Here is a 23,536-nt window from a genome sequence, read left to right as displayed (position 1 = left end):
TTACACGATACGCCCCGGTTTTTCAAGGCTTTTAGCGGATTTTCCAGCATACAAAGATTTTATGTCATCTTTAGTAATTATTCCCAAAATTAGCGCACATACTGCATATACAGCTGCTGCCGCACACACTGCCAAAACTGTAGCCGCCGTACCGCCCAGCGTCGTCTGCAGCGCCCGCCAAACAAGCTTGGCTGTCACCGCACTCAGAGCCCCTGCCAAAAGCGGTCTGCCCAACAGAGAACAGAGATGCAGCTTGATTTTTGTTTCACGGTACAAAGCCACAAGTGAGCACAGCAAAATGACACCATAGCAGAGCAGTGTGGAAATCGCCGCACCCATCACCTGAAAGCGTGGGTCGCCGACCAGCACGTAGTTCAGCACACCTTTTACCACCAGCCCGCCAAACAAAAACTTGACCGGCAGATCCACCCTGCCAACCGCCTGCAGCATGCTCTGCACCGGCGTGCACAATGCCGAAAAGACCGCTGCAATGCCCAGTACAGATAAAATCTGCCCGGTGATTTCCGGTGCGTTCTGCACACCAAACAGCACCCTGCATACCGGCTCCGACAGCACAGCCAGCCCCAGCCCCATCGGCAGCGTAATCATGGCCGAAAGTCGCAAAACTGAAAGCACGCATTTCTCCAGACGCGGGCGGGAACCCGCCGCCCACGCAGCAGTAACACTTGGCAGTGCACTCATTGCAAACGCCTGTGTTATGGTCGGTACCAGCATAAACATAGTATTGGCATTTGTATAGCAGCCATACAAAAAAGAAGGCACACTCTGCATACGCACCACTTCTTCAGGCAGCAGTCCGTTATAAATCTGCAGCAGCGCAGTTGGCAGCTGCTGCATCAGGTCTGTCAGCCGCTGATTCAGCAGTGCCGCGTCCACCAGCGTGGAAAGATTGACTGCAAGTGAGCCGAGCGCAATCGGAACCGCTGTGCGCAGAAGTTCCCGCCGCAGTGTTCTTGCCGCGGGCGGCGGCGGTGCGCGGCGAAGCTCTGCTTTGGTAATGCCGTCTCCATTTTTTTTGTAATAAATCATCAAAAACAGAAATGCAAGCATACTGCCTATGGTAACACCAAACACCGCTCCTGCCGCACATGCCGGCAGTGCCGCAAGCCTTGCGTATTCTTCAGATGGCTGCGCAACGCCCCAGACCGTGCCGCTTTCCGCATATTCCCGTGCGGCGGCGGCAGCAGCACCAGCGCACAGACCCAAGCCAAAAATCAGCTTGCCCGCTGCCTCAATAATCTGTGAAACCGCCGTCGGAGTCATGTTGCGCATACCCTCATAAAGGCCGCGGTAGGCTGACAGCAGGCTGCAGAAGAGGGCGCACGGTGCCAATGCCCATAGGGCAGGCAGTACAGTCTGTGGGCCTGTGCGCACTGCTAGATTGGCATATGGCCATGAAAGCGCCATCATCAGGGCAAAAGCGCAAAATCCAAGCGCCGTAAACAGCCGTACAGAAACCTTGTGCAGAGCACGCACGTCCCGAAAATGACCACGCGCACACCTTGCGCTGACCATGCGTGCCACAGCAGTTGGAAATCCAGCCGCCGCCAAACTGTAAATAGGAAAGTACAGGGAATAGGCGCTTCCAAAGTAGGCGCTGCCCACCGGCGTTAGAATCCAGCTCAGCGGAATTTTAAACAGCGCACCCAGTATCTTTACAACCGCCACTGCACCCACCAGCACAGCAGCACCTTTTAAAAAACTTTGACTTTTTCGCGCCACACTGAACACTTCCGTTTCTTCACAGTCTTCCTTTGATATCTATGTGAAAAAACAAAAAAATATCCACAGTACCACAGAAACAGAAAACGGCCGCCGCAAAAAAAGCGGCAGCCGTTTCATTTTCTAAATTATTCTTTAGGTTCTTCTGAGTTTTCAGTCGGTTTTTCCGGCTCGGCAGCGGTTGTTTCCTCTGCGGAGTCCTCTGCTGCATCCGGCTGTAGCTTTTGGCCGCACTTGCTGCAGTAAGCAGCACCGACCGGATTTTCCTGGCCGCACTTTTTGCAGGGAATGCGGCTGCGCTTAGCTGCAAGCTGCTCATTAACAGCGTCCAGCTGCTCGTAAAGCTCATCAATAGCCGCAACACATTCCCCAATCAGCTCATCAGACGACGCACCTGTTTTTTTGGAATCATAAGCAACGCGGCCCAGTGCTTCGAACCGTTTGCTGATTTCATTGTTCAGGTCAGCCGCATTGATGCGCAGCTTGGAAATGTCCATAATCTGGTTTGCTTTTTCTCCTACTGCGGTAGCAGCATTCTTTGCGTTGATGACAACATCTTCAAACAGTCCCATATCCGCCACGCTCCTTGTCAGTCAGTATACTCTTGTTTGCTAGGATTATACCATAACGAGATTTTAAATTGCAAGTAAAAATAGGAATATTAACTAAATGTTAATACTTAAAACATAACTCAGTTGTAAAGTCCGCCGCCTATGAATTCCCGTATCAGAGAAGTTGGCGGCAGCAGTCCGGCGTCCACCGGTTTCACCAGCATCAGCGCAAACTGCAAACGATTCACTTCTTCTGCAACCCAGCCGTTCTGCTCGGAAACCTCGCGCAACAGCAGCAGTGCCGGGTTTCGCAGAACCCCCAGTTCATACGCGTGCAGGGAATTCACGGTAAAATCCGCGTTATGCTTAAAAGGATTTATATACTTCTGTTCTCCGTCCATGACGGATTCCCACATACCCAGTGTGCGCTCCGGGCTGGTTCCACGGAAGTTAAAGTCCCGCACCACGCGCCGCACAATACGGACTTCATGTGCGTTCAGCAGCTGTTCCGTACCGTTTATGATGTCCTGTTTCACACTGATGTACATCCGCACAATGCCGTCCCGCTGCAGCTGGTCGGTCAGTACCGGATTCAGCGCGTGCAGCCCCTCGATCACCGCAATATCATTTTCGCCAAGCGTCAGCCTGCGCGGCTGCGGCAACGGTTTGTGGTAAACAAAATCAAACTGCGGCACTTCGCAGCTGTTGGACTCTGTCAAGTCCTTAAGACACTTGCGGACGCAGTCCAGCCGCAATGCCTCCAGACACTCAAAGTCATGCTGGCCGTCCGCACGCAGTGGAGTTTCATCTTCCGCACGGTAAAAATCATCCAGAGAAATCATTTTGGTTTCATGCCCCAGCTGGTTAAGCGCATCCGAAAGAAAATGCGCCGTAGTGGTTTTTCCGCTGCTGCTCGGCCCCGCCAGAAGCACCACCCGGCAGCCGCGCTGCACTACTTTTTTCGCAACATCATGGATGCTGTTGTGAAAGCGCTGGTCTGCACGGGAAACCAGCTCCGCGGGATTATTTTCCGCCATTTGGTTCATTTCCGCCAGATTATTTGTAAAATGAACATACTCACTGTGCCGTGTATTGATCATAGATTTGCTTCACCTTTTCTTTCCGCTCCAATATCTCCCCATGTCGGGAAATATACTCATAAGGATATTTAAAGTTATACACGCGTTCCAGCTGTCCGCTGCCGGAAGGGTCACAGACCTTTGTTCCAGCGCCTGCCCCGCAGGCCAGAATTGTCTGGCTTTCGTCCATAATGGCAGCGTTGTAAAAGCTTTCGCATCCTTTTTTGGCAAAGCCGACATTTTCAAGCCCGCCCAAAATGCGGGTCTGCCGGTAAAGATAGTATGGCCGCCAACCGCCGTCTATCAGCTTTGGGCCGGCATAATCCAGCATCTGTGCGGCGGCGGCCCCCGAAGCGCGCTGCTGCCCCTCCTGAAAGATGCGTGAAGACCGTTTTAATGCCAGTGTATGCACGGTAATGCTTTCAGGCGCCAGTTTGCAGACGCGGTCAACCGTATCCGCAAAAGTTTCCGGCGTATCCAGCGGCAAACCGGCAATCAAATCCATATTGATATCCGTAAATTCCGCGTCACGTGCCATCTGAAACGCTTCCAGCACCTGCCTGACGGTGTGCCTGCGGCCAATCGCCTGCAGTACCTTTTCCTGCATCGTCTGCGGGTTGATGCTGACGCGGGAAACGCCGCGGCGGCGAAGACCGGCCATCTTTTCCGGCGTTACCGTATCCGGTCTGCCGGCTTCCACGGTAAATTCCATACAGTCTGTAAGGTCAAAGGATGCCTGCACGGTTCCCAGTACGCGGTCCATCTGTTCCGCTGTAAGGGTCGTGGGCGTGCCGCCGCCCATGTAAACCGACTGCAAAGAAAGCTTCAGTTCCCGTGCCACCTTGCCTGCTGCCTCGATTTCCCGGCAAAGGCACTGCACATACTCCGGTATCATCTGCATCGTTTTTTCCACAGTCATGGAAACGAAGGAACAGTAAGCACACCGGCTCGGGCAGAACGGAATACCAATATACAGGGAAAAGCCGTTGACTTTTTCCCTGTTGAGCAGCTGCCGTTCATTTTCCATGGTCAGCAGGGCAAGTTTCGTTTTGGCTTCACTGACATGGTAGGCTTTCTGAAAGACCTGCACCGCCTGTTCCTGCCCGTACTGGGCAATCAGGCTGTGCAGCAGCTTTACCGGACGCACACCGGTTAAAATGCCCCAGCGGGGCGAAAAGCCGGTCTGCTGCACCAACAGTTCGTACAAAAGCTCTGCCAGCTGACGTTCCGGGCTTTTGTCCCCATATTGTTCGGGGATGTACTCCGCTTCAGCGTGAATTTCCTCCGCATCGTCACGAAAACGAGCGCAAAGCTGAACCTTTCCTTCTTTCTCCTGTACCCCCGCATATGCGGTAATCGGGTCTGGAAGCTCCGGCTGCACACCGTTTTCCAGCACACGGATAGGCTCTTCGGGGTAAAATAAGCGGCAGAGTTTTTCGAGTTCATAGTGAAACGAATTGTTTTCCAGTATCAAATTCATTTTTACTCAGCTTCCATATAGGGATTATTGCTCCGCTCCCAGCTGAGCTTGGTTTCAAACTCGTGACCGGGCAGCACACGCCATTCTCCTGGCAGGTCACGCAGCCTCTGCACCGACTTGCGTATCTCCTCGTAACTGCCGGTCGGGAGATCTGTGCGTCCAACAGTGCCGCACATCAGCGTATCGCCGGAAAAAAGCGTGTCACCCACAAGGTAGCAGCACCCGCCGCGTGTATGCCCCGGTGTATGCATCACTTTAATTTGCAGACTGCCAAGCTCAATGGTGCTGCCGTCGTGCAACTGCACATCCGGCACAAATGGTTCTATTGCATCCAGCCCCATGGCGCTGCTCAGGTTCAGCTCCGGCTTCATGGGAAAGTCGCTGTCCGCCGCATCCATATAAATTTTTGCGCCGGTTTCGACTGCCAGTTTTTTCACACCTGTGATATGGTCAAAATGCCCGTGCGTCAGCAAAATCATCACGACCTGATGCTTCTGCACAGCCTTTTCCAGCTGGGAATTGTAAAAGCCGGGGTCAATCACCGCAGTTTTGCCGGTTTCCTCATCGGTCAACAGGTAACAGTTGGTTGGCAGCGGACCGCCGGAAATACATTCTATCTGCATAGTGCCTCCTGAAAATATTCATAAGTTCTAGCACAAGGGCAAGGTCCTGGGCTTGCAGCCCAGACCTGCTCCTTATGTTGCTAAGGGCAAAACCGTGGGTTCCACCCACACCCGCAGCCTTGTGAACAAGGCTGGCGAAAACTTTACTGTAAAGGCAAAGTAACTCACTTACGTTCTGCGAATCGATTCCACACCGTCAACAGACTCCAGTCTGCCAATAATGCTCTGTAAGTGGGAAAGGCCGTTTACTGTAATGCTTGCGGAAATGGCCGCACGGCCGTCCTTGAGTTCGCGGGAATTCAGTGCATGAATAAACAAGTGCATGCTGAACAGCTGCTGGGTAACATCCGCCAGCAGGCCGGAACGGTCCTCTGCCACAATTTCCAGCGTGGTTTGGAACTCCTCCTGCACTTCACCTGCCCAGTGTGCGGAAATCCAACGCTCCGGCTCTGCCGCGTCGCTGATTGGATGCGGCACATTACTGCAGGACTTTTTGTGAATGGATACACCGTAGCCGCGGGTGATAAAACCGATAATCTCATCTCCGGGCAGTGGGTTGCAGCAGCGCGCAAATTTAACAAGGCAGTCGGCCATTCCGTCTACGATTACACCGCTGGCAGCCTTTTTTGCAGTCTGCTGGGGCTTTGGCTGCTCTTTAGGCGGCTCCGGATGGTGGGTTTTCAGGTAGTCTTCCTTAATACGGGGCATCACCTTCCAAAGCTGAATGCCGCCGTAGCCGATTGCCGCGTAAACATCCTCCACTGAAGCACAGTTCTGTTTTGCGCCCAAACGCATCAGGAGCGACTCCAGTTCTTCACCGGTCATGGTGACGCCGTTGCGTTTAAACTCGCGCTCAACTTCGTTTTGGCCCTCTAAAATATTATCATCGCGCTTTTCTTTTTTGAACCAGGTGCGGATTTTGTTGCGCGCCTCGCTGGTTTTTACAATTTTCAGCCAATCGCGGCTGGGGCCTCTGGTTTCCTTGCTGGTAACAATGTCCACAATCTGACCGGTTTTCAGCTGGGTGGTCAGCGGCACCATGCGTTTGTCCACCTTGGCACCGACCATGCGGTTGCCGATTGCGCTGTGAATGGCATACGCGAAATCAATCACGGTACTGCCGGCCGGCAAATTGATCACATCCCCGCGCGGTGTAAAGACATACACTTCATCCGGTGTCAGGTCATTTTTGATGGTGTGAATCAAATCGGTTGCGTCCGCAGAATTGTTCTGATCCTCCAGAATCTGCCGAATCCATGTCAGCCGCTTTTCCATACCATCCCGCGCAGAACGCGCATCCGTCATGCCAAGTTTGTATTTCCAATGGGCGGCAATGCCGTACTCCGCTGTGTGGTGCATTTCCCACGTACGAATCTGGATTTCAAACGGAATGCCGTCCTTACCGATTACAGTTGTATGCAGGGACTGATACATATTTGGCTTTGGGGTGGAAATATAATCTTTAAAGCGGTTCGGCAGCGGGCGGAACATATCATGTACAATGCCCAGCACGTTGTAGCAGTCATTCACTGTATCCACAATGACGCGCACCGCGTAAATATCGTAAATTTCATCCATATTTCTGCCCTGCACAAACATCTTGCGGTAAATACCGTTGATGCTCTTTACACGGCCGGAAACATAGACGTTCGGAATTGAACCGGAAATGCGGTCCTCTATGAGTTTTTTTGTCTTTTCAATAAATTCATTGCGCTCATCCTTGCGCAGAGCAAGGCTGTCCTCAATTTCCTTGTAGGCGAAGGGGTCCAGAATCCGCAGGGAACGGTCCTCCAGTTCCTCTTTGATGGCGCGGATGCCCAGCCGGTGCGCAATCGGCGCATAGACTTCCATGCTCTCCAGCGCTTTTTCCCGCTGCTTAGCAGGTGTCCAGTACTCGGATGTACGCATATTGTGCAGACGGTCCGCCAGCTTAATGATAATGACGCGGATGTCCTCGCTCATCGCGATCAGCATCTTGCGGATATTTTCCGCCTGCTGCACCTCGCGGGAATTGTACGGAATCCGCCCCATTTTCGTGATTTTGGTAACGCCGTCCACCAATCCGGCTATTTCATCGCTGAAAATACGGCGCAGTTCATCCAGACTGATTTTGGTATCCTCTACCACGTCGTGCAAAAGTCCGGCTGCAACACATTCGCTGTCCATGCCCAGTTCCACAAGGATACACGCCACCGCAACCGGATGTGAAATATAGGGCGTGCCGGAAAGCCGCTTCTGATCCCCATGTGCGGAAAGCGCCAGATCATACGCCCGGCGAATCAGTTCCATATTGTATTCATGTTCGCTCTGTGAAAGCAGCGCCGTCAGCCCGTCAAAAGTTTTTTCACCGCACATCATAATTTTCATTGCTCCCCTGCAAATTCGGTACCGTTTGTACCTGCGATTTTAAACGCCGCAGAAAGTCACTGTTGAAAAGATCTACTTTTCCCTGTGCAGTACACAGTTTGACCGTGTACTGCATGCCGAACATTTCCAACTGTATCAGGCCATGTTCCCGAAAAAGCTCCAGGCAGACCAGCAAACGTGCAAACGGCATGGAGGAATCCATTCCGGAAAGCTTTTCCGCACCGCCGCTGTAGCCGCCGCACGCACGCAGTGTGCGGTACAGCCCCGCGCAGGCCGTGCGGTCAGGTGTTAATCCGGTCAATTCCTCCGGTGTCAGCGGATCACCGCGTTCTGCTTTCTCAAACAACGCCTGTCCCGCCAGCAGTGTTTCGGCTCTGCACCCTGCGAGCTTCATATCACGGACAATGACCGACAGCAGTTCCCGTCCGTTGTACTCATTGACTTCCAGTTCAACGGCCAGGTCAAGCACATCGCCCACTTTGTACGGGAACGCCTCCAGCGTGGTACCAAATTTCATGCAGCGTACCCGCACCCCCGCACTGACACAGATTAGGCGCAGGTGCTTGCCGCTGCTTACCGGCTGAATTTCCTGCAGGGTCACACCCAGCAAACCATACAGCGGCCGGGGGTTGCCGGTACCAAATGGCTGCAGCATCTGTGCCGCACGCGGCAATTCCAAAGAGAGGCGCGCAGGCTTTAGTGCGCCGTCCAAATGCAGCACTGGAACCGGCATGGTTCCCTGTGTGGCAGCGTAAGCGTTGATGCGCCGCCGAAACTCCGCAGTATTTTCCGGCGGCATAGTGAGCCCTGCAGCCATCGGGTGGCCGCCAAACTTTGTCAGTAAATCCGCACATGCAGAAACCGCTAGAAACAAAGAAAAGCCCTCCACGCTGCGGCCAGAACCTTTGGTTTCCTCCGCATTAGTGGAAAGTACGATGCACGGCTTGCCAAACCGCTCGGTAATGCGGCTTGCCACAATTCCGATTACACCATGATGCCAGTCGCGCCCCTCTACCACCAAAACGCGGTCAAGCATCCGCTCTGGTTCCTGATGCAACTGCTGCAGAGCACTTTCCAAAATTTCTGTTTCCAGCTGCCTGCGGTAATCATTATCATCACAGATATCTGCTGCTAGCGGGCAGGCTTCTTCCGGGTCTTCACTCAACAGCAGGCGCACTGCTCGTTCCGGCGAGCCGACTCTTCCGGTCGCATTCACGCGCGGAACGACACCAAACGCAACGTTTTCAGATGTCAGCGTGTGCCCTTCCAGTCCTGCCTTTTCCAGCAAAGCACGCAACCCCGGCCGGTCGGTCTGCGGCAGAAGCTGCAGGCCTTTTTTCACGAAGGTGCGGTTTTCCCCAACCATTGGCACCACATCGCCAATGGTGCCAACCGCCAAAAGGTCGGCATAGGTTTCCAACAGAAGCTGCTGGTCGGACTCCGGCCCCTCCAGCGCCTGCACCAGCTTAAAAGCCAATCCCGCGCCGCACAGGCAGTTGCAGTCACTGTGGTCATCCGCCCGAAAAGGGTCAACGATTGCAACTGCGTCCGGCAGTTCCTGACGCGGCTGGTGATGGTCTGTTACCACAACATCCATGCCAAGTTCCCCAGCACGCGCAATCTCTGCAAGGGAAGAAATGCCGTTGTCCACCGTTACAATCAAATCCACCTGCCGTTCGTGCAGGGTCTCCACCGCAGTGAGGTTCAGGCCGTAACCCTCTCCCTCCCGCTCCGGGATGTAAAAAGAAACATCCGCGCCGCAGGATTCCAAATAGGAATACAGAATAGAGGTTGCTGTTACACCATCCGCATCATAATCGCCATAAACCGCGATTTTTTCAAATTCCTCGATTGCGCGGTTGATTCGTTCAACCGCTTTATCCATATCTTTGAGCAGAAGCGGGTCACTCAGCGGTGCTCCATTTATCAGGTCTGCCGCTTCCTGAGCCGTTTTGCAGCCGCGGGACTGCAGCAGCGCGGCTGCAGCTGCCGGCAAGCCGGTTTGCTGCGCAATTTCGCGCACTGTCTGCCGGTCATAAGAAGCAACTTCCCATTTTTTCAGTGCCAACTGATGTTCACCCGTCCTTTCACCGGCAAAGCTTCATTATTTACTGCCGGTTCTTCTGTTTATCCGGTCATATTTTGTTCATATTTTAAAAAAGGCTGATAAATTATTTTATCATTTTGTTTGTATTTATTCAATCTTTTCAGCGAGTTTTCTTCTAAATTTCGCCTTGAAACAGCAAAAAAGCCGGACAGCAGCAAGCGAAAAGTGCCTGCTGCTGTCCGGCTTAGGGGTTATTGCTGACAAAGTGCTCAAAAGGAAAAGGCCTTGGGTGCCTGACTTGCAGGCTTCCAAACCTGCGAGCACTTCTTAGGATAAGGTCAAAAGAAAGGTCGTGGCGCTGCGCGCGCTACACTGCGATTGCTTTCTAAGAAAGCAGCGGAAAGTAATTCTTTTTCTCTTTGGCGTATTGCGCTAAGTTTTGCTCAGCGTAACGCTTGCCTGATACGTTCCGTAGGCCCAGCAGTTTTTGTTGCCACCAATTTTAATGGAAACAGGCGCATTGGTGGTTCCTGTTTCCTGTACATTGGAAAAGTCCACCGCCGCAGTAATATTACTGTCCGTAAGGGTAGCAATATCACTTTCCTTGCCGACAATGCTGACTGTCAGCGATTTGGTCTCCATTGCCGCGGTCATACCATCCGGTACATTCATCTTGGTAAAGTTGGTGATCGTAATTTCCTTTGATGTATACTGGCTCATATTTTTGAGCGTGACCTGTGCTGTTGTGCCGCTGCTCAAATTTGTACAGCCAGTCGGCAGCTGTGAAATCTGCTGATTAAAACTGTTGTGCGTGGTGTTGATCTGCGAAAAGTCGATGGCCTCCAGGCTGACTTCGGAAATTTTGCTCAGGGTGTCTTTCGGGCCGGCGATTTCAATAGTGCCCGGCGTAACCGTAAAGGCGCTGTCCTGGTCCATCTGAAGTCCGGCAGGCTGATTGGTAAAGGTCGGGCGGACTTTCACGGTCTTTTTCGGCTGGACCTGTATGGTCACATTCACCTGCGAAATGCTCATGGTCACATAGTGACTGGGGGTAATGACATTTCCGCTGGAATCATACAGCACCAACGGTGCCTGTACAGATTTTGTTTCGGTCAGCGCCGTACTGCCGGCGCTGTAGTCGATGGAAACATGATCGATTTTGTTTACTTCCGTTTCCGGACCGGAAATCGTTACACTTTCCGTATCTGCAGTTGGTCCCGGGCTGTAGTAGCCGGAGGTGTCGATTTTATCCATATTGGCAGGCAACTTAATCGGAAACGACTTTTTTGCGGCGCGGTCTACGTGAACGGTCCACTCGGAAGGATAAATATTGACGAATTCAAAACTGGAAAGCGCACTTACGTTTTTGCCCATCAATGCAATTTTGTAATCCCCCGGCGCGGTAATCTGTGAAACACTCATAGGCACCACTTCGATATCGCTGCTGCGAATCTGGTTTACAATCAGCGTATTGCCGCTGATTGTAACTGAAACAGTGTCTGTCTTTGTCGGAGAGTACACAGTCAGCCCCTGCTGCTGCGCTTCGTCAGAAAGCTGCACGCTGATTGGCACCTCATTGATTCGCTTCGGAAAATGCTCGGTGTCGTTAAATGCCAGCGCGACCCAAATGATAAAAGCGATTACAACCGACAGAATCAGAACAAATTTGTTGTTGTAAAACAGGCCTTTCAGGCGACCCTGTTCTGTTTTTTTGGGGAACGTATGTGGCTTCTTCTCTTTATTTTTCATTCTTCGGCCTCCTGATGGACGCAAAGAAAGTACTCTTATTCTTTGATGTGTCCTGGTTCAGAAGCAGATTGTTCAATTCATTCTGCAGGGATTCCCGTGTGTAATTGCGGGTAATCGTGCCGCCCAGTGCAATGGAAATCTGGCCTGTTTCTTCGGAAACGACCACCACAACAGCATCCGAGTTTTCACTCATGCCGATTGCGGCACGGTGGCGTGTGCCTAGCTCAATGGCAACGTCGTTGTTCCGCTTTGTCAGCGGCAGAATACATCCCGCCGCGTACAGCATGCCATCCCGCATCACCATAGCACCGTCGTGCAAAGGTGCCTTGTTAAAAAACACATTACAGATAATCGGCACACTGGGTACTGCTTCAATTACTGTGCCGGTGTCCACAATGTCACCAAGTTTCGTAGCACGTTCAAAAACAATGAGTGCACCGGTTTTGGTGCGCGACATACCGTCGCAGGCTTCCACAACCGCCAGAATGCCGCGGCGCAGCTGCTCTTGCTGCTCCTCTTCCTCGCTGGCGCGTACGCTGAAAATGGAGCGCAGGCCGCCGCTGACTTTGCCGCGGCCCATTTTTTCCAATGCGCTGCGCAGTTCCGGCTGAAACAGTACCACAAGGCACACCAGTCCATACTGAATCACAAAGGTCAGCAGGGTTGTTGTCATGTACAGATGCGCCGTCGTGGCTAAAATCCAAACACACAGTACAACAATGATGCCCTTTACCAGCTGGCCCGCTCGGGTTTCCCGCATTAATTTGATTGCATTGTAGATAACAATAGTGACCAGCAGGATGTCAATTACATCCACAAAACGGAAATTCATAAAAATATTCTGTAAATTTCCGAAAAAATTTTCAAAAAACGTTGTCAACTGGGCCACGGCAATCCCTCCCTTCCTGCTCTGCTATAATTTTATCATATCAGAGAGGATATGCAATCTTTTTCTTTTATTTTTATGGAAAACACTTTTTCTTTTCACCAAAAAATCAAACGGATGCAATACGCACTACTGTGCGCGCAAATGCGTCAATCTGCGACCGGTTGGTAAACGCAGATGGGCAGACCCGCACAGTCCCACAATTCAGTGTTCCGTAAAAATCGTGTGCTCTGGGTGCACAGTGCAGCCCTGCGCGCACGGCGAAACCCTGCCGGTCCAGCGCAGCCGCGACCTCCTCACAGCCCTTTCCGGGAAGATTAAAGGAAAGCAGCGGTACAAAATATGGTGGCTCAGGACGTGGTGTATACAGCGTCACTTTTCCGGAAGTTTTTAGTTTGTCATACAGCCCGCAGACAAGCTCGCTTTCATGGCGGTAGATCTGTTGGGTTGTTTTACTGCGCACAAAGGTAATTCCCGCACGCAGACCAATCACTCCCGGCACATTGATCGTACCGCTCTCAAAGCGTTCCGGCGTTCCCTCCGGCTGTGCCAAACTTTCTGAAGCGGTGCCGGTGCCGCCTTCAATAATTGTGTCCAGTTTGGAACCATCCTGTGCAAGGAGCAGGCCGGTTCCCATTGGCCCATAAAGTCCTTTGTGCCCCGGTGCACACAAATAATCGATTCCATTTTCGGTCATAGAAATCGGCACTACGCCCGCAGACTGCGCACAATCCACGCAAATTGGGACTTTGTAAGCGTGGCACAGCGCGGCTATCCGCTCCACCGGCAGCCGAATCCCCCACACATTGGAAGCGTGTGTGCAGACGCACAGGCAGGTATTGTCCTGCATCGCTTTACGGAAAGCGTCCAGCGTTGCGTCGTTGTCCCCCGGCACAACCTGTGCCTCTGTGTAGGTAATAATCCCTTTTTGGCGCAGAGTTTCCAGCGGCCGCATAACAGCATTGTGCTCCAAGCAGGATGTCACTACATGGGTGCCGGGCTTTACTGTTCCCTTAATCACCATATTCAGTGCCTGCGTACAGTTCAGAACAAAAGAAACATCCTCCGGGCCGGGTGCTCCAAACAGCGCAGCGGCCTCTTCTCTTGCGCGGAACACTTCCTGCGCGGTTTCCAGACTCATTTTATGGCCGGCACGCCCCGGATTTGCGCCATAGCGCAGGATAGCCTGCTGTACAGCAGAAGTTACCTGCGGTGGCTTGGGAAACGTGGTGGCAGCGTTATCAAGGTAAATCATCCCCTGCTCACCCGCTCCCTGCGGCCCAAAACGTGCACTCCGGCATCCCGCAGAATTTTTTCTGCTTCATCAGTTCTGCTGGGAACAAAAACGCCGTAACCGCAGCCGGGCATATCCGGTGTACGCGGCAGACGCTCCACATATGCCTTGATTCCATGGTTAAACAATATTTCGCGGCTCTTCATCGCATAGGTAATAGAACCGACAATAATCAGCTGCTGACCCACAAGGTATCACCTCTCTGTATTTACTATCTATACAGAATATGTGTTACCCCTGATTTCTGCCTTTTTTGCCAGAAAGAACTGTGATTCTTTTTACCGCAGCAAGCACACTGCATGTGCAGCAATTCCTTCACCCGCACCGGTAAATCCAAGCCCTTCTTCGGTGGTGGCTTTCACGCTGACTTGTTTTGGGGCAATGCCGCAGGCTTTCGCCAGCTGTTCCCGCATGGAATCAATATACGGGCGCAGTTTCGGCCTTTGGCAGAGGATCGTTGAATCAATGTTTTCAATTTCATATCCCGCCGTACGCACTTTTTCACAGACCTCATGCAGCAGCAGCATACTGTTTGCGCCGCTGTAGGCCGGGTCGCTGTCCGGAAACAGACAGCCGATGTCCCCCAGTGCAGCGGCACCCAGCAGCGCATCCGAAATGGCGTGTGCCAGCACATCCGCATCCGAATGCCCCAAAAGCCCTTTTTTATAAGGCACGGCAACGCCGCCCAAAATCAGCCTGCGGCCCTCTACCAGTTTGTGTACATCATATCCATGCCCAATCCGCATAGGTTACTGCTCCCTTGCCCGTAAAATTGCTTCCGCCGCCGGAATGTCTTCCGGCGTAGTCAGCTTTAAATTTGTGTAGCTGCCGCGGCACAAATGTACCGGCACACCGGCACGCTCAAACAGCTGGCAGTCATCTGTAAAGTCGCCCTGTGCCGCTGTGAGCAAACTGCAGTACTTCTCCATACAGAATACCTGCGGCGTTTGGACTGACCACAGGGTACTGCGCTCCGGCGTATCGGTGACAAAGCCGTCCGCGCTGATCACTTTAATCGTGTCCTTTACCGGCACCGCCAGAGCGGAAGCGCCGTATTTCTGGGCATCCTCCACCACACAGTCAATTTCCCCCGGCAGGGTCAGCACCCGCGCGCCGTCCTGCACCGCCAGAAAATCGCACTCGCCTGCGGCGGCGGCTCCGGCGGCGGCGGACTGCTGCCTGGTCGCGCCGCCCGGCACCACTGCCGCAAGTTTTCCGGTACAGTGCCAATGATCTGCAAGTTCACGATAATGTGTCTCCTGCTTCGGTGGGCAGACCAGCACGATTCGCTGTATGCTGTCCGCCTGCTCAAATGCGCGCAGCGTATAAACCAGTGCAGGCACGCCCAACAGCGGAATCTCCTGTTTTGGGACGCCCATGCGTGTGGAAGCACCGGCAGCCAGAATCAGTGCACAGCAAGCCATATCAGCAGCCTCCCTTCCAAGGAAATGCACGCAGATCCGGCAGGTAAACATCCGCAATCTTTTCAATTTCCGACTTTTCAAAAGCTGCCCGTTCATCCGCCAAGGCAGCGACCTGGAAACCCGCTGCCTTGGCCGTGCGGATGGCATACAGTGCATCTTCAAACACAACGGTTTCCTCCGGTTTTCCGCCAAGCCGACGGGCTGCTTCGTAAAAAATCTCCGGCCTGTCCTTGCCGCTGCCAAAATCGTTGGTGGAAAGAATGAATGTAAACAATCCGGTCAGTTCCAGACGGTCAAACGCCGCACGGATACTTGCGGCATCCGTACTAGACACAATACACATCGGCACTCCCTGCCGGTGCAGCCGCTGCAAAAAGGCTGCTGCACCGGGTTTGGGCTGAACATCATACAGATATTTTTCATAAGGAATGTCGTTGATTTCCTGCATCAACTGTTCCACCGAACATTTGGCACCAAGTGTTTTGAAATACTTTGCAACATCCTCTACTGTCATATCCCGCATCGCACGGCGCAAACCCTCCGGCACAGGAATCCCATTGCGGCGCAGAACAGTCTGTCCCACATTGTCCCAAACGTGCATGGAATCCAGCAGCGTGCCGTCCATATCAAAAATTGCGTATTTTACCTGCATAAGACCCTCCCGGGCACCGCGGTACCCCTTTAGACTACACCGCTGTGCGGCGCGTATTCTGTCCAATAGTGTATCATGCCTGAAAAAGGGTTGCAACCAAAACCCTGGTCGTAAGAATGCAGCTTTGGATGCAAATCTATAAATTATGCGGTATTTTCCTCAAAAAATCACCTGTCTTTTTTGCGGCAATGCTTGTATAATAGAACTGTTTTTCAGTTATATGATTTACATCCGAAAGGTGGTACTCTAATTGATTACCGAAACAATTTCCCTCGCTGAAAAGTTTCCACCGCTTGCAGGACTTGGCAGCACCGCAGTTCTTTACAGCTACGCCCGCGGCACTTCTCAGGAAATCAGCCCCAGCCGCACCTGGCCGGCAATTCTCGTCTGCCCCGGCGGCGGCTACTGCATGACCTCTGACCGTGAAGCAGAGGTCATTGCGCTGGAATTTCTGGCACGCGGTTTTCAGTGCTTTGTTCTTCGCTACACCTGCGCCCCCGCACGCTATCCGCTGGCACTGCAGGAAGCGGCCGCTTCCATGACTTACATTCACCAAAACAGCGCCCATTTCTGCGTAGATGAAAGCCGCATTGCCGTCATGGGCTTTTCCGCAGGCGGACATCTGGCGGCTTCCCTTGCCCTGTTCTGGGACGCTCCGGAGATCTACCAACCGCTATCCCTTACGGCCGCGCAGACCCGCCCGGATGCACTTTGCCTCGGCTATCCGGTCATTACCGGCGGGAAATATGCGCATCGCGGCTCCTTTGACAACCTGCTCGGTGAAAATCCGCCGCAGGAGCTGCTGCATCGGCTTTCTTTGGAAAACAGTGTGCGTGCGGACATGCCCCCGGTGTTCCTGTGGCACACTTCAGAAGATGACTGCGTTCCTGTGGAAAACTCTCTCTTTTTTGCGCTTGCCCTGCGGAAAGAAAAAATTCCGTTTGAAATGCACATTTTCCCGCACGGCGGCCACGGCCTATCGCTTTCTACCGTGCAGACACAGCTGCGCGACCGCTCTTTTCACCTCATTGTGCCGGAAGTTTCGTGCTGGCCCGATTTGTGTGACGACTGGCTTCGCCGCGAACTGCCCGGCGGCAAAGACCCGAAAGACGATTAAGAAAATTTTCGGAACGCAATATTCAAATCCACTGTACTGCTGACCCCATCCACTTTGCCTTTAGAAGCATACTGCCAGATGTCAAAGTGATAGTAAAAACTTGGCAGATCCTTATACTCCGCATACCACATCGGGTACGCTTCCAATTCTTTCAGGTTAAACGTGGAGTACGCCATGTTTTTATTGGTATAGTAGCAGGGCTGGTAGCCATAGGTTTTTACCTTGCTGCAGAAAGCCTTTACAAACTGCGTCACCTGCTCCGGCGTAACCAGGTCGGTGCGCATACTTGCGGAGGAAGTGGTTTCGCCCTCACCCGGCTCCCAGTCAAACACGACCGGCCATTTAATTTTATAAGGAGCAAGCTTTTGTATTACATAGGCCGCTTCTTCCACTGCTTCCGCTTTGGTTACAGCCTGCGAAAAGAAATAGCCGCCGACCTCGACACCTGCCGCAAGTGCATTTTTAATGTTCTGCTCAAATTTTTCATCTTCATGGATTTTTCCCTCAGTCTGGCCGCGGTAGCCCACACGGAGCATTGCAAAGTTGATTCCAGCGGCCTTCACCTTTTTCCAGTCAATGTCGCCCTGCCACGCAGAAACATCGATTCCCTCAGCAGTGTTTTTATCGTCGTAGGAAATCAAGCCGTTTTTTGTGGAAAATTTGCTGTCTTTGTAGGTATTTTTCGCAATATCATATTTTGGAATCAGCTTTTTCCCTTCGTACCGGTCATTAATCAGCAGTTCATTGCTGGGAATAGCCGTACCGGAATCCTCCTGCTGTGCCGTACAGGCGTGCAGTATGGCTGTCAGGAGGATTGCCGCCGCCAAAATGGCAGAAGCAATCATTAAAAAGCGATTTCTTTTCTTTTTAGAGTGAAAGAACTTGGTCAGTTGATTCATGCAATCGTCCCTTCTTTAAGATTTCGGGTATACAAGTCGATTTTACACGAATCCTGCCGAAAATGCAAACGCATACAAAAGCCGGCCGTTGCTTGACATCTTTTGCCAAACAACGGCCGGCTTTTGTTTTTTCAAACTGCGTGCAGGTTCTTCAGCGAAACATCCAGAATCGGTGCGGAGTGCGTCAGCGCGCCGCTGGAAACAAAGTCAACCCCGATATCGAGGATTTTTGCAATATTTTCTTTGGTAATGTTGCCGGAGCACTCTGTCTGTGCACGACCGTCTACAATCTGAACTGCCTGACGCATCTGCTCCGGTGTCATGTTGTCCAGCATGATAATATCGGCACCAGCCTCCAGTGCTTCCCGCAGCATATCCAGATTTTCCACTTCAATTTCGATTTTCCGTACAAACGGGGCGTACTCCTTCGCCATGCGGACAGCCTCTTTGACACCGCCTGCGGCGCCGATATGGTTGTCCTTAATCAGCACACCGTCTGAAAGGTTATAGCGGTGGTTGCAGCCGCCGCCAACACGAACCGCATATTTTTCAAAGATGCGCATATTCGGTGTGGTTTTGCGGGTATCCAGCAATTTGGTTTTGCTGCCCTCCAGCAGTTTTGCAACGGAATGGGTATAAGTTGCAATACCGCTCATGCGCTGCAGGTAATTGAGCGCGGTACGCTCACCGGAAAGGATCACACGCATATCGCCGGTCACTGTCGCCAACCGGTCGCCTTTCTTTACTGCATCGCCGTCTTTGAAAAATGCCTTTACCTGCACAGTTTCATCCAAAAGTTCAAACACGCGGCGAAATATATCAATACCCGCAAGGATGCCGTCCTGCTTGCAAAGTAGATCTGCCTGACCAGGCTTTGCCGTCGGCATAACTGCATTGGTGGTTACGTCCTCACTGGTAATGTCCTCCTGCAGTGCCTGCAGAAGCAGATGGTCCGCATTCAATTTTGCGGTTACTGGATTCATTTCTGTGCTCTCCTTTGCTTCTGCCGCACGATTTCCGCCTGAACCGCGGAAATATTGTCAGCAAAATATTGTGTCAGATTCTCATAAGCAGTCGGGTCAAATAAACTGCTGTCCGACGTATTATTTTTTGGTTCATGCAGGGAAATATCCGCCGCCGCACGCTCCGCAAAAACCAAACTTTCCAGCAGGGAATTGCTGGCAAGGCGGTTCGCCCCATGCACGCCGTTGCAGGCGGTTTCACCCACTGCATACAAATGCTCCATAGTCGTTTTACTGGAAAGGTTTACATGAATACCGCCCATGAAATAGTGCTGTGCCGGCACGACCGGCACCCAGTCCTTGTGAACGTCAATGCCCTCTTCGCGGCAGCGCTCGCAGATAGTCGGAAAACGCTTTTCCACATCCGGGCAGCGGACGGTCTGCATGGAAAGCCACACATGGCGGGTGCCGTCCTTTTTCATCTGCTTGTAGATTTTCTGCGTCAGCAAGTCCCGCGGCAGCAGCTCGTTTGTAAAGCGGTTCCCGTTTTTGTCCAGAAGGACTGCACCCTCACCACGCACAGATTCAGAAATCAGGAAGCTGCGTCCTGGCCTTTGGGAGTAAAGTGTTGTCGGGTGAATTTGCACATAATCAATATTTTCCAGTTCCACGCCGTGCTTCATGGCCAATGCCAACGCATCACCGGTCAGGTGAGGGAAGTTGGTGGAATGCTCATACACACCGCCAACACCGCCGCTTGCAAGTACCACATTCGGCACATACAGAGGCTTTACACTGCCGTCTGCCATCTGCAGCACCGCACCGCGGCAGCAGTTGCCGTCGCAGAGCAGATCCACCAGCGTCGTGTGCTCTAAAATCGTCACATTTGACAGTTTCTGCACACTGGTAAGCAATTTGCTTGTAATTTCTTTTCCAGTACAGTCATCATGATAAAGAATACGTGGTGCGGAGTGCGCGCCCTCCCGCGTAAACAACAGTTCGCCGTCTTTGCGGGCAAAGTCTACCCCAAAGCGTGCCAATTCCCGAATCACGTGTTGTGAGGAACGAATCATGATATCCACGGAATCCCGCCGGTTTTCGTAGTGTCCGGCACGCAGCGTGTCCTCAAAATACGCGTCGTAATCATCCTCGCTTTTCAGCACACAAATACCGCCCTGTGCCAGAAAAGAATCACTTTCGTCCAAATCCGCTTTTGTAATCATCAGTACGCGGGCGGTTTCCGGCATATGCAGTGCGAGAAACAGGCCTGAAACGCCGGTGCCTACTACCAGCACATCGTAATTCTGCACATTTACCATTTAGAATCATCCCTATTATATATATGTTTGCAAAAGTCCGTCAGGAAAGCTCCAGCATTTTTTCCAGCGGTGCCTGTGCTTTTTGAATCGTTTCGGCGTCCATTTTGATGAACGGTACGCCGCTTTCCATTACGTCAATGACTTTATCCAGTGTAACACGCTTCATGTTCGGACAAATCTGGTCTTCATGCAGCGGATAAAATGTTTTGTCCGGATTTTCTTTTTCCAATTCATAGAGCACCCCGTGCTCCGTACCGATAATGAATTCCTTCGCGTCACTCGCACCAGCATATTGAATGATGCCTGCAGTACTGCCGGCGTAATCCGCCAGTGCTGTCACTTCCGGGCGGCACTCCGGGTGAACCAATACCAGTGCACCGGGGTGGGTACTGCGCGCCGCTGTTACGTCCTCTGCGGTCAGGAATGCATGCACCGGACAGCAGCCGTCGTTATAAATGAAATTTTTTTCCGGCAGCTGTGCAGCAACGTGGCGGCCAAGATTCTCATCCGGAATAAAGAAAATATTTTTGTTAGGAAGCGCTTTTACAATTTTCATGGCATTCGCACTGGTCACACAGACATCCGAATGCATTTTAAGTTCCGCAGTGGAATTAACGTAGCAGACAACCGCAAGGTCATCGTACTGCGCACGTACTTCCTCTATCCGCTTTACAGTTGCCATGTGTGCCATCGGACAGTCAGCATTTGCCGCAGGAAGCAGCACTGTCTTCTCTGGGTTCAGTATCTTTGCGCTTTCACCCATAAAACGTACACCGCACATGACAATGGTCTTTGCCTTAACTTGCTGTGCAATTCTGCTCAGGTAAAAAGAATCGCCTACATAATCCGCAACTGCCTGCACGTCACCGGTCATATAATAATGTGCAAGAATCACCGCATCCTTTTCTTTTTTCAGTTCCTGTATCCGTAATTGCTTTTCGTCCATACGTCTACTCTCCCGGCTGTTTTGCCACTGCAGGGCAATGCGCCTGCATTTTTTGTTAAAATTCAGTATAGCATATCTGTTGACAGATGACAAGACACCTTTCCCGCTTTCCACTGTAAAAAACACCCGAAAAAGAAAAGCAGAGCCGCCGCAAGGTTTCCCCCGCGGCGGCTCTGCTGCTCAATTTTCAAGTTATTTTAGTATTTATCCCCACCGGCAAACTGCACCGGAATCGGCTTTGCCTGTGTCTTGACTGCCGGCTTGGCCACTGGTTTTTGAGCCGGTTTTGCGCTGACCAGTTCTGCAGCAGCCATTGCCTGCTGTCCCTGTACATAATTGCCGTGCCCATCTTTTTGGGAGAACACAGTGTTCAGTTTAAATCTGCCAACGGTTTCCTTAAGCATTTCCGCCTGACTGGAAAGCTCTTCACTGGCAGCAGCTGTTTCCTCAGATGTTGCAGAGTTAGTCTGCACAACGCTGCTGATTTGCTCAATTCCTTCGGTAACACGCTCAACAGCGCTCGCCTGTTCATCGGAATCGCGGGAGATCTTTGCAACAGAAGTGTTGATTTTATCAATAGATTCGACCGCAGCAGACAAGGACTGTGCAGTGTCGTTAACAATGACAGTACCTTCTTTAACTGCACTGAGAGAAGACTCAATCAGCTGTGCCGTACTCTGTGAGGCTTTCTGGCTCTTATTGGCCAAGTTGCGGACTTCATCCGCGACAACAGCAAAGCCTTTGCCTGCGGAGCCGGCTCGCGCTGCCTCGACAGAGGCATTCAGCGCAAGGATGTTCGTCTGGAACGCAATGTCCTCAATCGTCTTTACAATTTTGGCGATTTCGCCGGAGGTTTCGCTGATATTGTTCATTGCCGTAATCATTTTCTGCATCTTCTGGTTGCCCTGCACCATCTCCTGCTGGCAGCCAGACGCATCTTCGCTTGCGCGCTTTGCATGCTTCGCATTTGCCTGTACGCGCTTTGAAATGTCCTGTACAGTTTCCGTCAGCGTTTCCAAAGAGCTTGCCTGCTCCACAGTACCTTGGCTAAGTGCCTGCGCCGCACTGGAAACCTGCTCGGAGCCTCCTGAAACCTGATTAGCGGACTGCTGAATACCCAGCAGCGTCTCACTCAGGGTACCATTAATATTGCGCATATAATCCACAAGTTTCAGCAAATCACCGTTGTAAATTTCCAGTTTGTTAGAGCGCACTTCAAAGTTGCCGTTTCCCATTTCGGAAAGCAGATATCCTTCGTCCTGTATCACCTCATCCAAAATGCTGATTACTTTTCGAATTGAATCAGAAAGAAGGCCGTACTCATCTTTGGACTGATAGGTAAGCTTTACACTGCTGAAGTTACCAGCGGCCATTTCCTTGGCTGCACCTTCAATTTCATGAATCGGTTTTGTCAACAGCTTACTAAGATGAACACCCATAAAGATAATGATTATCAAAGCAAGCGCGCTGAAACCGACCGTAGCAAAAATAGATACAACTTTTGCGTTTTGGGCAGCCGCATAACTGCTATCAGCAGTTTTTTGCGCATCCGCGCGCACATCCTGCAGCGCTGCAACCATGTTGTCAAGGGTTGGCTGATAATCACGGAAATAAATCTGCGAAGCGGTCGCGTTTTCTTTATTAACTGCATACGCCAAAATCTGGTCGCGCGTGGTTGCCAGGTTTTGCACAACAGACATCATCGCCTTCAGCTTAGTCTGGTCGCCTTGATAAACCTGACTCAGCTTTGTCAGACTGTTGCTGTAATTGCTCAGATTTTCCTTCGCATTTTTCACAAATTCTTCTGTTTTTGTTGCATCTTCTGTCATAATGGAATATCCAATATACTTTGCGCCGGATTCAAGGTTACTTGCAGTTTGCTGTGCAAGCTGTACCGCCTGATAAGAATGCTCATAAAATGTCTGGAACTGTGCGGACGAATACAGCAAATTTGAAAGCGAAGTGGCTGCCAGCAAAACAAAAACTGCTAAAATTGCAGCAAAAGCCACGAACAGCTTTTTTGAAATCTTCATATTTTTCATTTTCTTCCTCCATTTTTGCAGAATTTTTCTGCAAATTATGCCCACAGAAGCAGGTGGCTTTTCGCCTAAAGGCAGTCGAAAGGGAATCGTTTCTGTGATTATGACGAGCGTATGGTAACATTTTTCAATACATTGGCTTTATTTATTAACTTTACAAACCAATTCAAAAACAGTATAACTTACTTTTTCCTATTTGTCTATATCAATTTTCTATTATCTTACATTTTTCGCATAAATGCATAAAAATCTGTGTTTCAACCAGGATTATTGTACTTTTTGGGTGAATTTGAAAAGCGGGGCTTTGCCGCATCTGCAAAGCCCCGCTTCAGAATATTACTATCTATATTATAAGTCGC

General features: G+C 51.5%; 20 protein-coding genes. 1 reads left to right on the top strand and 19 read right to left on the bottom strand.

Annotated elements, in window-relative coordinates; all coding sequences use genetic code 11:
- The 14 genes from H6X83_RS02995 to H6X83_RS02930 all read right to left on the bottom strand — a co-directional run bounded on the left by H6X83_RS02995 (position 1) and on the right by H6X83_RS02930 (position 15,895).
- Positions 1 to 1,743 (bottom strand): putative polysaccharide biosynthesis protein, encoded by a 1,743-nt coding sequence (locus H6X83_RS02995; protein ID WP_212507694.1) that lies wholly within the window; start codon positions 1,741 to 1,743, stop codon positions 1 to 3.
- A 128-nt stretch (positions 1,744 to 1,871) separates the two neighbouring features.
- Positions 1,872 to 2,315 carry a zinc ribbon domain-containing protein gene (locus H6X83_RS02990; RefSeq protein ID WP_212507693.1) on the bottom strand — a complete coding sequence of 148 codons (444 nt, stop codon included), beginning with the start codon at positions 2,313 to 2,315 and terminating at the stop codon, positions 1,872 to 1,874.
- 119 nt (positions 2,316 to 2,434) lie between these two features.
- Entirely contained in the window at positions 2,435 to 3,394 is a 960-nt protein-coding gene (locus H6X83_RS02985; protein WP_212507692.1) for a uridine kinase family protein, read from the bottom strand.
- A complete protein-coding gene (hemZ, locus tag H6X83_RS02980; protein WP_212507691.1) occupies positions 3,372 to 4,853 on the bottom strand; it encodes a coproporphyrinogen dehydrogenase HemZ in 1,482 nt (493 codons plus the stop codon). Before hemZ ends, H6X83_RS02985 begins: the two co-directional genes overlap by 23 nt.
- A 2-nt stretch (positions 4,854 to 4,855) precedes the next feature.
- Positions 4,856 to 5,476 (bottom strand): MBL fold metallo-hydrolase, encoded by a 621-nt coding sequence (locus tag H6X83_RS02975; protein WP_212507690.1) that lies wholly within the window; start codon positions 5,474 to 5,476, stop codon positions 4,856 to 4,858.
- A 168-nt stretch (positions 5,477 to 5,644) separates the two neighbouring features.
- On the bottom strand, positions 5,645 to 7,843 hold the full coding sequence (locus tag H6X83_RS02970) for a RelA/SpoT family protein (RefSeq protein WP_246419470.1): 2,199 nt from the start codon (positions 7,841 to 7,843) through the stop codon (positions 5,645 to 5,647).
- Positions 7,821 to 9,911: a single-stranded-DNA-specific exonuclease RecJ gene (gene recJ / locus H6X83_RS02965; protein ID WP_212507689.1), complete on the bottom strand. Its 2,091-nt coding sequence runs from the start codon at positions 9,909 to 9,911 to the stop codon at positions 7,821 to 7,823. Before recJ ends, H6X83_RS02970 begins: the two co-directional genes overlap by 23 nt.
- Before the next feature lie 411 nt (positions 9,912 to 10,322).
- Positions 10,323 to 11,639, bottom strand: coding sequence for a CdaR family protein (locus H6X83_RS02960; RefSeq protein WP_212507688.1), 1,317 nt, complete (start codon positions 11,637 to 11,639; stop codon positions 10,323 to 10,325).
- Positions 11,629 to 12,528: a diadenylate cyclase CdaA gene (gene cdaA / locus H6X83_RS02955; RefSeq protein ID WP_246419467.1), complete on the bottom strand. Its 900-nt coding sequence runs from the start codon at positions 12,526 to 12,528 to the stop codon at positions 11,629 to 11,631. Before cdaA ends, H6X83_RS02960 begins: the two co-directional genes overlap by 11 nt.
- A 106-nt stretch (positions 12,529 to 12,634) precedes the next feature.
- The gene (locus H6X83_RS02950) at positions 12,635 to 13,780 is read right to left on the bottom strand and encodes an aminotransferase class V-fold PLP-dependent enzyme (protein WP_212507687.1); all 1,146 of its coding nucleotides are present in this window, start codon (positions 13,778 to 13,780) and stop codon (positions 12,635 to 12,637) included.
- Positions 13,777 to 14,007, bottom strand: a complete 231-nt coding sequence (locus H6X83_RS02945; protein ID WP_212507686.1) for a putative Se/S carrier protein — start codon at positions 14,005 to 14,007, stop codon at positions 13,777 to 13,779. The genes H6X83_RS02950 and H6X83_RS02945 overlap by 4 nt, the downstream gene beginning before the upstream one ends.
- 90 nt (positions 14,008 to 14,097) lie before the next feature.
- Complete coding sequence (gene ispF, locus H6X83_RS02940; protein ID WP_212507685.1) at positions 14,098 to 14,565, bottom strand: 2-C-methyl-D-erythritol 2,4-cyclodiphosphate synthase; 468 nt, start codon at positions 14,563 to 14,565, stop codon at positions 14,098 to 14,100.
- A gap of 3 nt (positions 14,566 to 14,568) precedes the next feature.
- Positions 14,569 to 15,243, bottom strand: coding sequence for a 2-C-methyl-D-erythritol 4-phosphate cytidylyltransferase (ispD, locus tag H6X83_RS02935; RefSeq protein ID WP_212507684.1), 675 nt, complete (start codon positions 15,241 to 15,243; stop codon positions 14,569 to 14,571).
- A 1-nt stretch (position 15,244) separates the two neighbouring features.
- On the bottom strand, positions 15,245 to 15,895 hold the full coding sequence (locus tag H6X83_RS02930) for an HAD family hydrolase (RefSeq protein ID WP_212507683.1): 651 nt from the start codon (positions 15,893 to 15,895) through the stop codon (positions 15,245 to 15,247).
- Positions 15,896 to 16,145: 250 nt separating this feature from the next.
- Here H6X83_RS02930 and H6X83_RS02925 point away from each other — a divergent pair, with 250 nt between their 5' ends.
- A complete protein-coding gene (locus H6X83_RS02925; protein WP_212507682.1) occupies positions 16,146 to 17,012 on the top strand; it encodes an alpha/beta hydrolase in 867 nt (288 codons plus the stop codon).
- Here H6X83_RS02925 and H6X83_RS02920 read toward each other — a convergent pair.
- The 5 genes from H6X83_RS02920 to H6X83_RS02900 form a co-directional block, all read right to left on the bottom strand.
- Positions 17,009 to 17,911: a glycoside hydrolase family 25 protein gene (locus tag H6X83_RS02920; RefSeq protein WP_212507681.1), complete on the bottom strand. Its 903-nt coding sequence runs from the start codon at positions 17,909 to 17,911 to the stop codon at positions 17,009 to 17,011. The genes H6X83_RS02925 and H6X83_RS02920 overlap by 4 nt on opposite strands.
- 131 nt (positions 17,912 to 18,042) lie before the next feature.
- Positions 18,043 to 18,894, bottom strand: a complete 852-nt coding sequence (gene nadC, locus H6X83_RS02915; RefSeq protein ID WP_212507680.1) for a carboxylating nicotinate-nucleotide diphosphorylase — start codon at positions 18,892 to 18,894, stop codon at positions 18,043 to 18,045.
- Complete coding sequence (locus H6X83_RS02910; protein WP_212507679.1) at positions 18,891 to 20,192, bottom strand: L-aspartate oxidase; 1,302 nt, start codon at positions 20,190 to 20,192, stop codon at positions 18,891 to 18,893. Before H6X83_RS02910 ends, nadC begins: the two co-directional genes overlap by 4 nt.
- A gap of 40 nt (positions 20,193 to 20,232) precedes the next feature.
- Positions 20,233 to 21,138 carry a quinolinate synthase NadA gene (gene nadA / locus H6X83_RS02905; protein ID WP_212507678.1) on the bottom strand — a complete coding sequence of 302 codons (906 nt, stop codon included), beginning with the start codon at positions 21,136 to 21,138 and terminating at the stop codon, positions 20,233 to 20,235.
- Between the two features lie 197 nt (positions 21,139 to 21,335).
- Positions 21,336 to 23,180 carry a methyl-accepting chemotaxis protein gene (locus tag H6X83_RS02900; protein WP_212507677.1) on the bottom strand — a complete coding sequence of 615 codons (1,845 nt, stop codon included), beginning with the start codon at positions 23,178 to 23,180 and terminating at the stop codon, positions 21,336 to 21,338.
- Positions 23,181 to 23,536: the final 356 nt, after the last annotated feature.

Origin of the sequence: Caproicibacterium amylolyticum (assembly GCF_014467055.1) — a bacterium.
GTDB classification, from domain to species: Bacteria; Bacillota; Clostridia; order Oscillospirales; family Acutalibacteraceae; genus Caproicibacterium; species Caproicibacterium amylolyticum.
Note: the sequence above shows the minus strand (reverse complement) of the source record. Positions and strands in the feature narration are given on the sequence as shown.

Excerpts from the sequence above, each read along its gene's own strand:
- H6X83_RS02990 (WP_212507693.1), bottom strand. The coding sequence starts at position 2,315 with ATGGGACTGTTTGAAGATGTTGTCATCAACGCAAAGAATGCTGCTACC.
- H6X83_RS02985 (WP_212507692.1), bottom strand. The coding sequence starts at position 3,394 with ATGATCAATACACGGCACAGTGAGTATGTTCATTTTACAAATAATCTG.
- hemZ (WP_212507691.1), bottom strand. The coding sequence starts at position 4,853 with ATGAATTTGATACTGGAAAACAATTCGTTTCACTATGAACTCGAAAAA.
- H6X83_RS02975 (WP_212507690.1), bottom strand. The coding sequence starts at position 5,476 with ATGCAGATAGAATGTATTTCCGGCGGTCCGCTGCCAACCAACTGTTAC.
- H6X83_RS02970 (WP_246419470.1), bottom strand. The coding sequence starts at position 7,843 with ATGAAAATTATGATGTGCGGTGAAAAAACTTTTGACGGGCTGACGGCG.
- H6X83_RS02960 (WP_212507688.1), bottom strand. The coding sequence starts at position 11,639 with ATGAAAAATAAAGAGAAGAAGCCACATACGTTCCCCAAAAAAACAGAA.
- H6X83_RS02950 (WP_212507687.1), bottom strand. The coding sequence starts at position 13,780 with ATGATTTACCTTGATAACGCTGCCACCACGTTTCCCAAGCCACCGCAG.
- ispF (WP_212507685.1), bottom strand. The coding sequence starts at position 14,565 with ATGCGGATTGGGCATGGATATGATGTACACAAACTGGTAGAGGGCCGC.
- ispD (WP_212507684.1), bottom strand. The coding sequence starts at position 15,243 with ATGGCTTGCTGTGCACTGATTCTGGCTGCCGGTGCTTCCACACGCATG.
- H6X83_RS02930 (WP_212507683.1), bottom strand. The coding sequence starts at position 15,895 with ATGCAGGTAAAATACGCAATTTTTGATATGGACGGCACGCTGCTGGAT.
- H6X83_RS02920 (WP_212507681.1), bottom strand. The coding sequence starts at position 17,911 with ATGAATCAACTGACCAAGTTCTTTCACTCTAAAAAGAAAAGAAATCGC.
- nadC (WP_212507680.1), bottom strand. The coding sequence starts at position 18,894 with ATGAATCCAGTAACCGCAAAATTGAATGCGGACCATCTGCTTCTGCAG.
- H6X83_RS02910 (WP_212507679.1), bottom strand. The coding sequence starts at position 20,192 with ATGGTAAATGTGCAGAATTACGATGTGCTGGTAGTAGGCACCGGCGTT.
- nadA (WP_212507678.1), bottom strand. The coding sequence starts at position 21,138 with ATGGACGAAAAGCAATTACGGATACAGGAACTGAAAAAAGAAAAGGAT.
- H6X83_RS02900 (WP_212507677.1), bottom strand. The coding sequence starts at position 23,180 with ATGAAAAATATGAAGATTTCAAAAAAGCTGTTCGTGGCTTTTGCTGCA.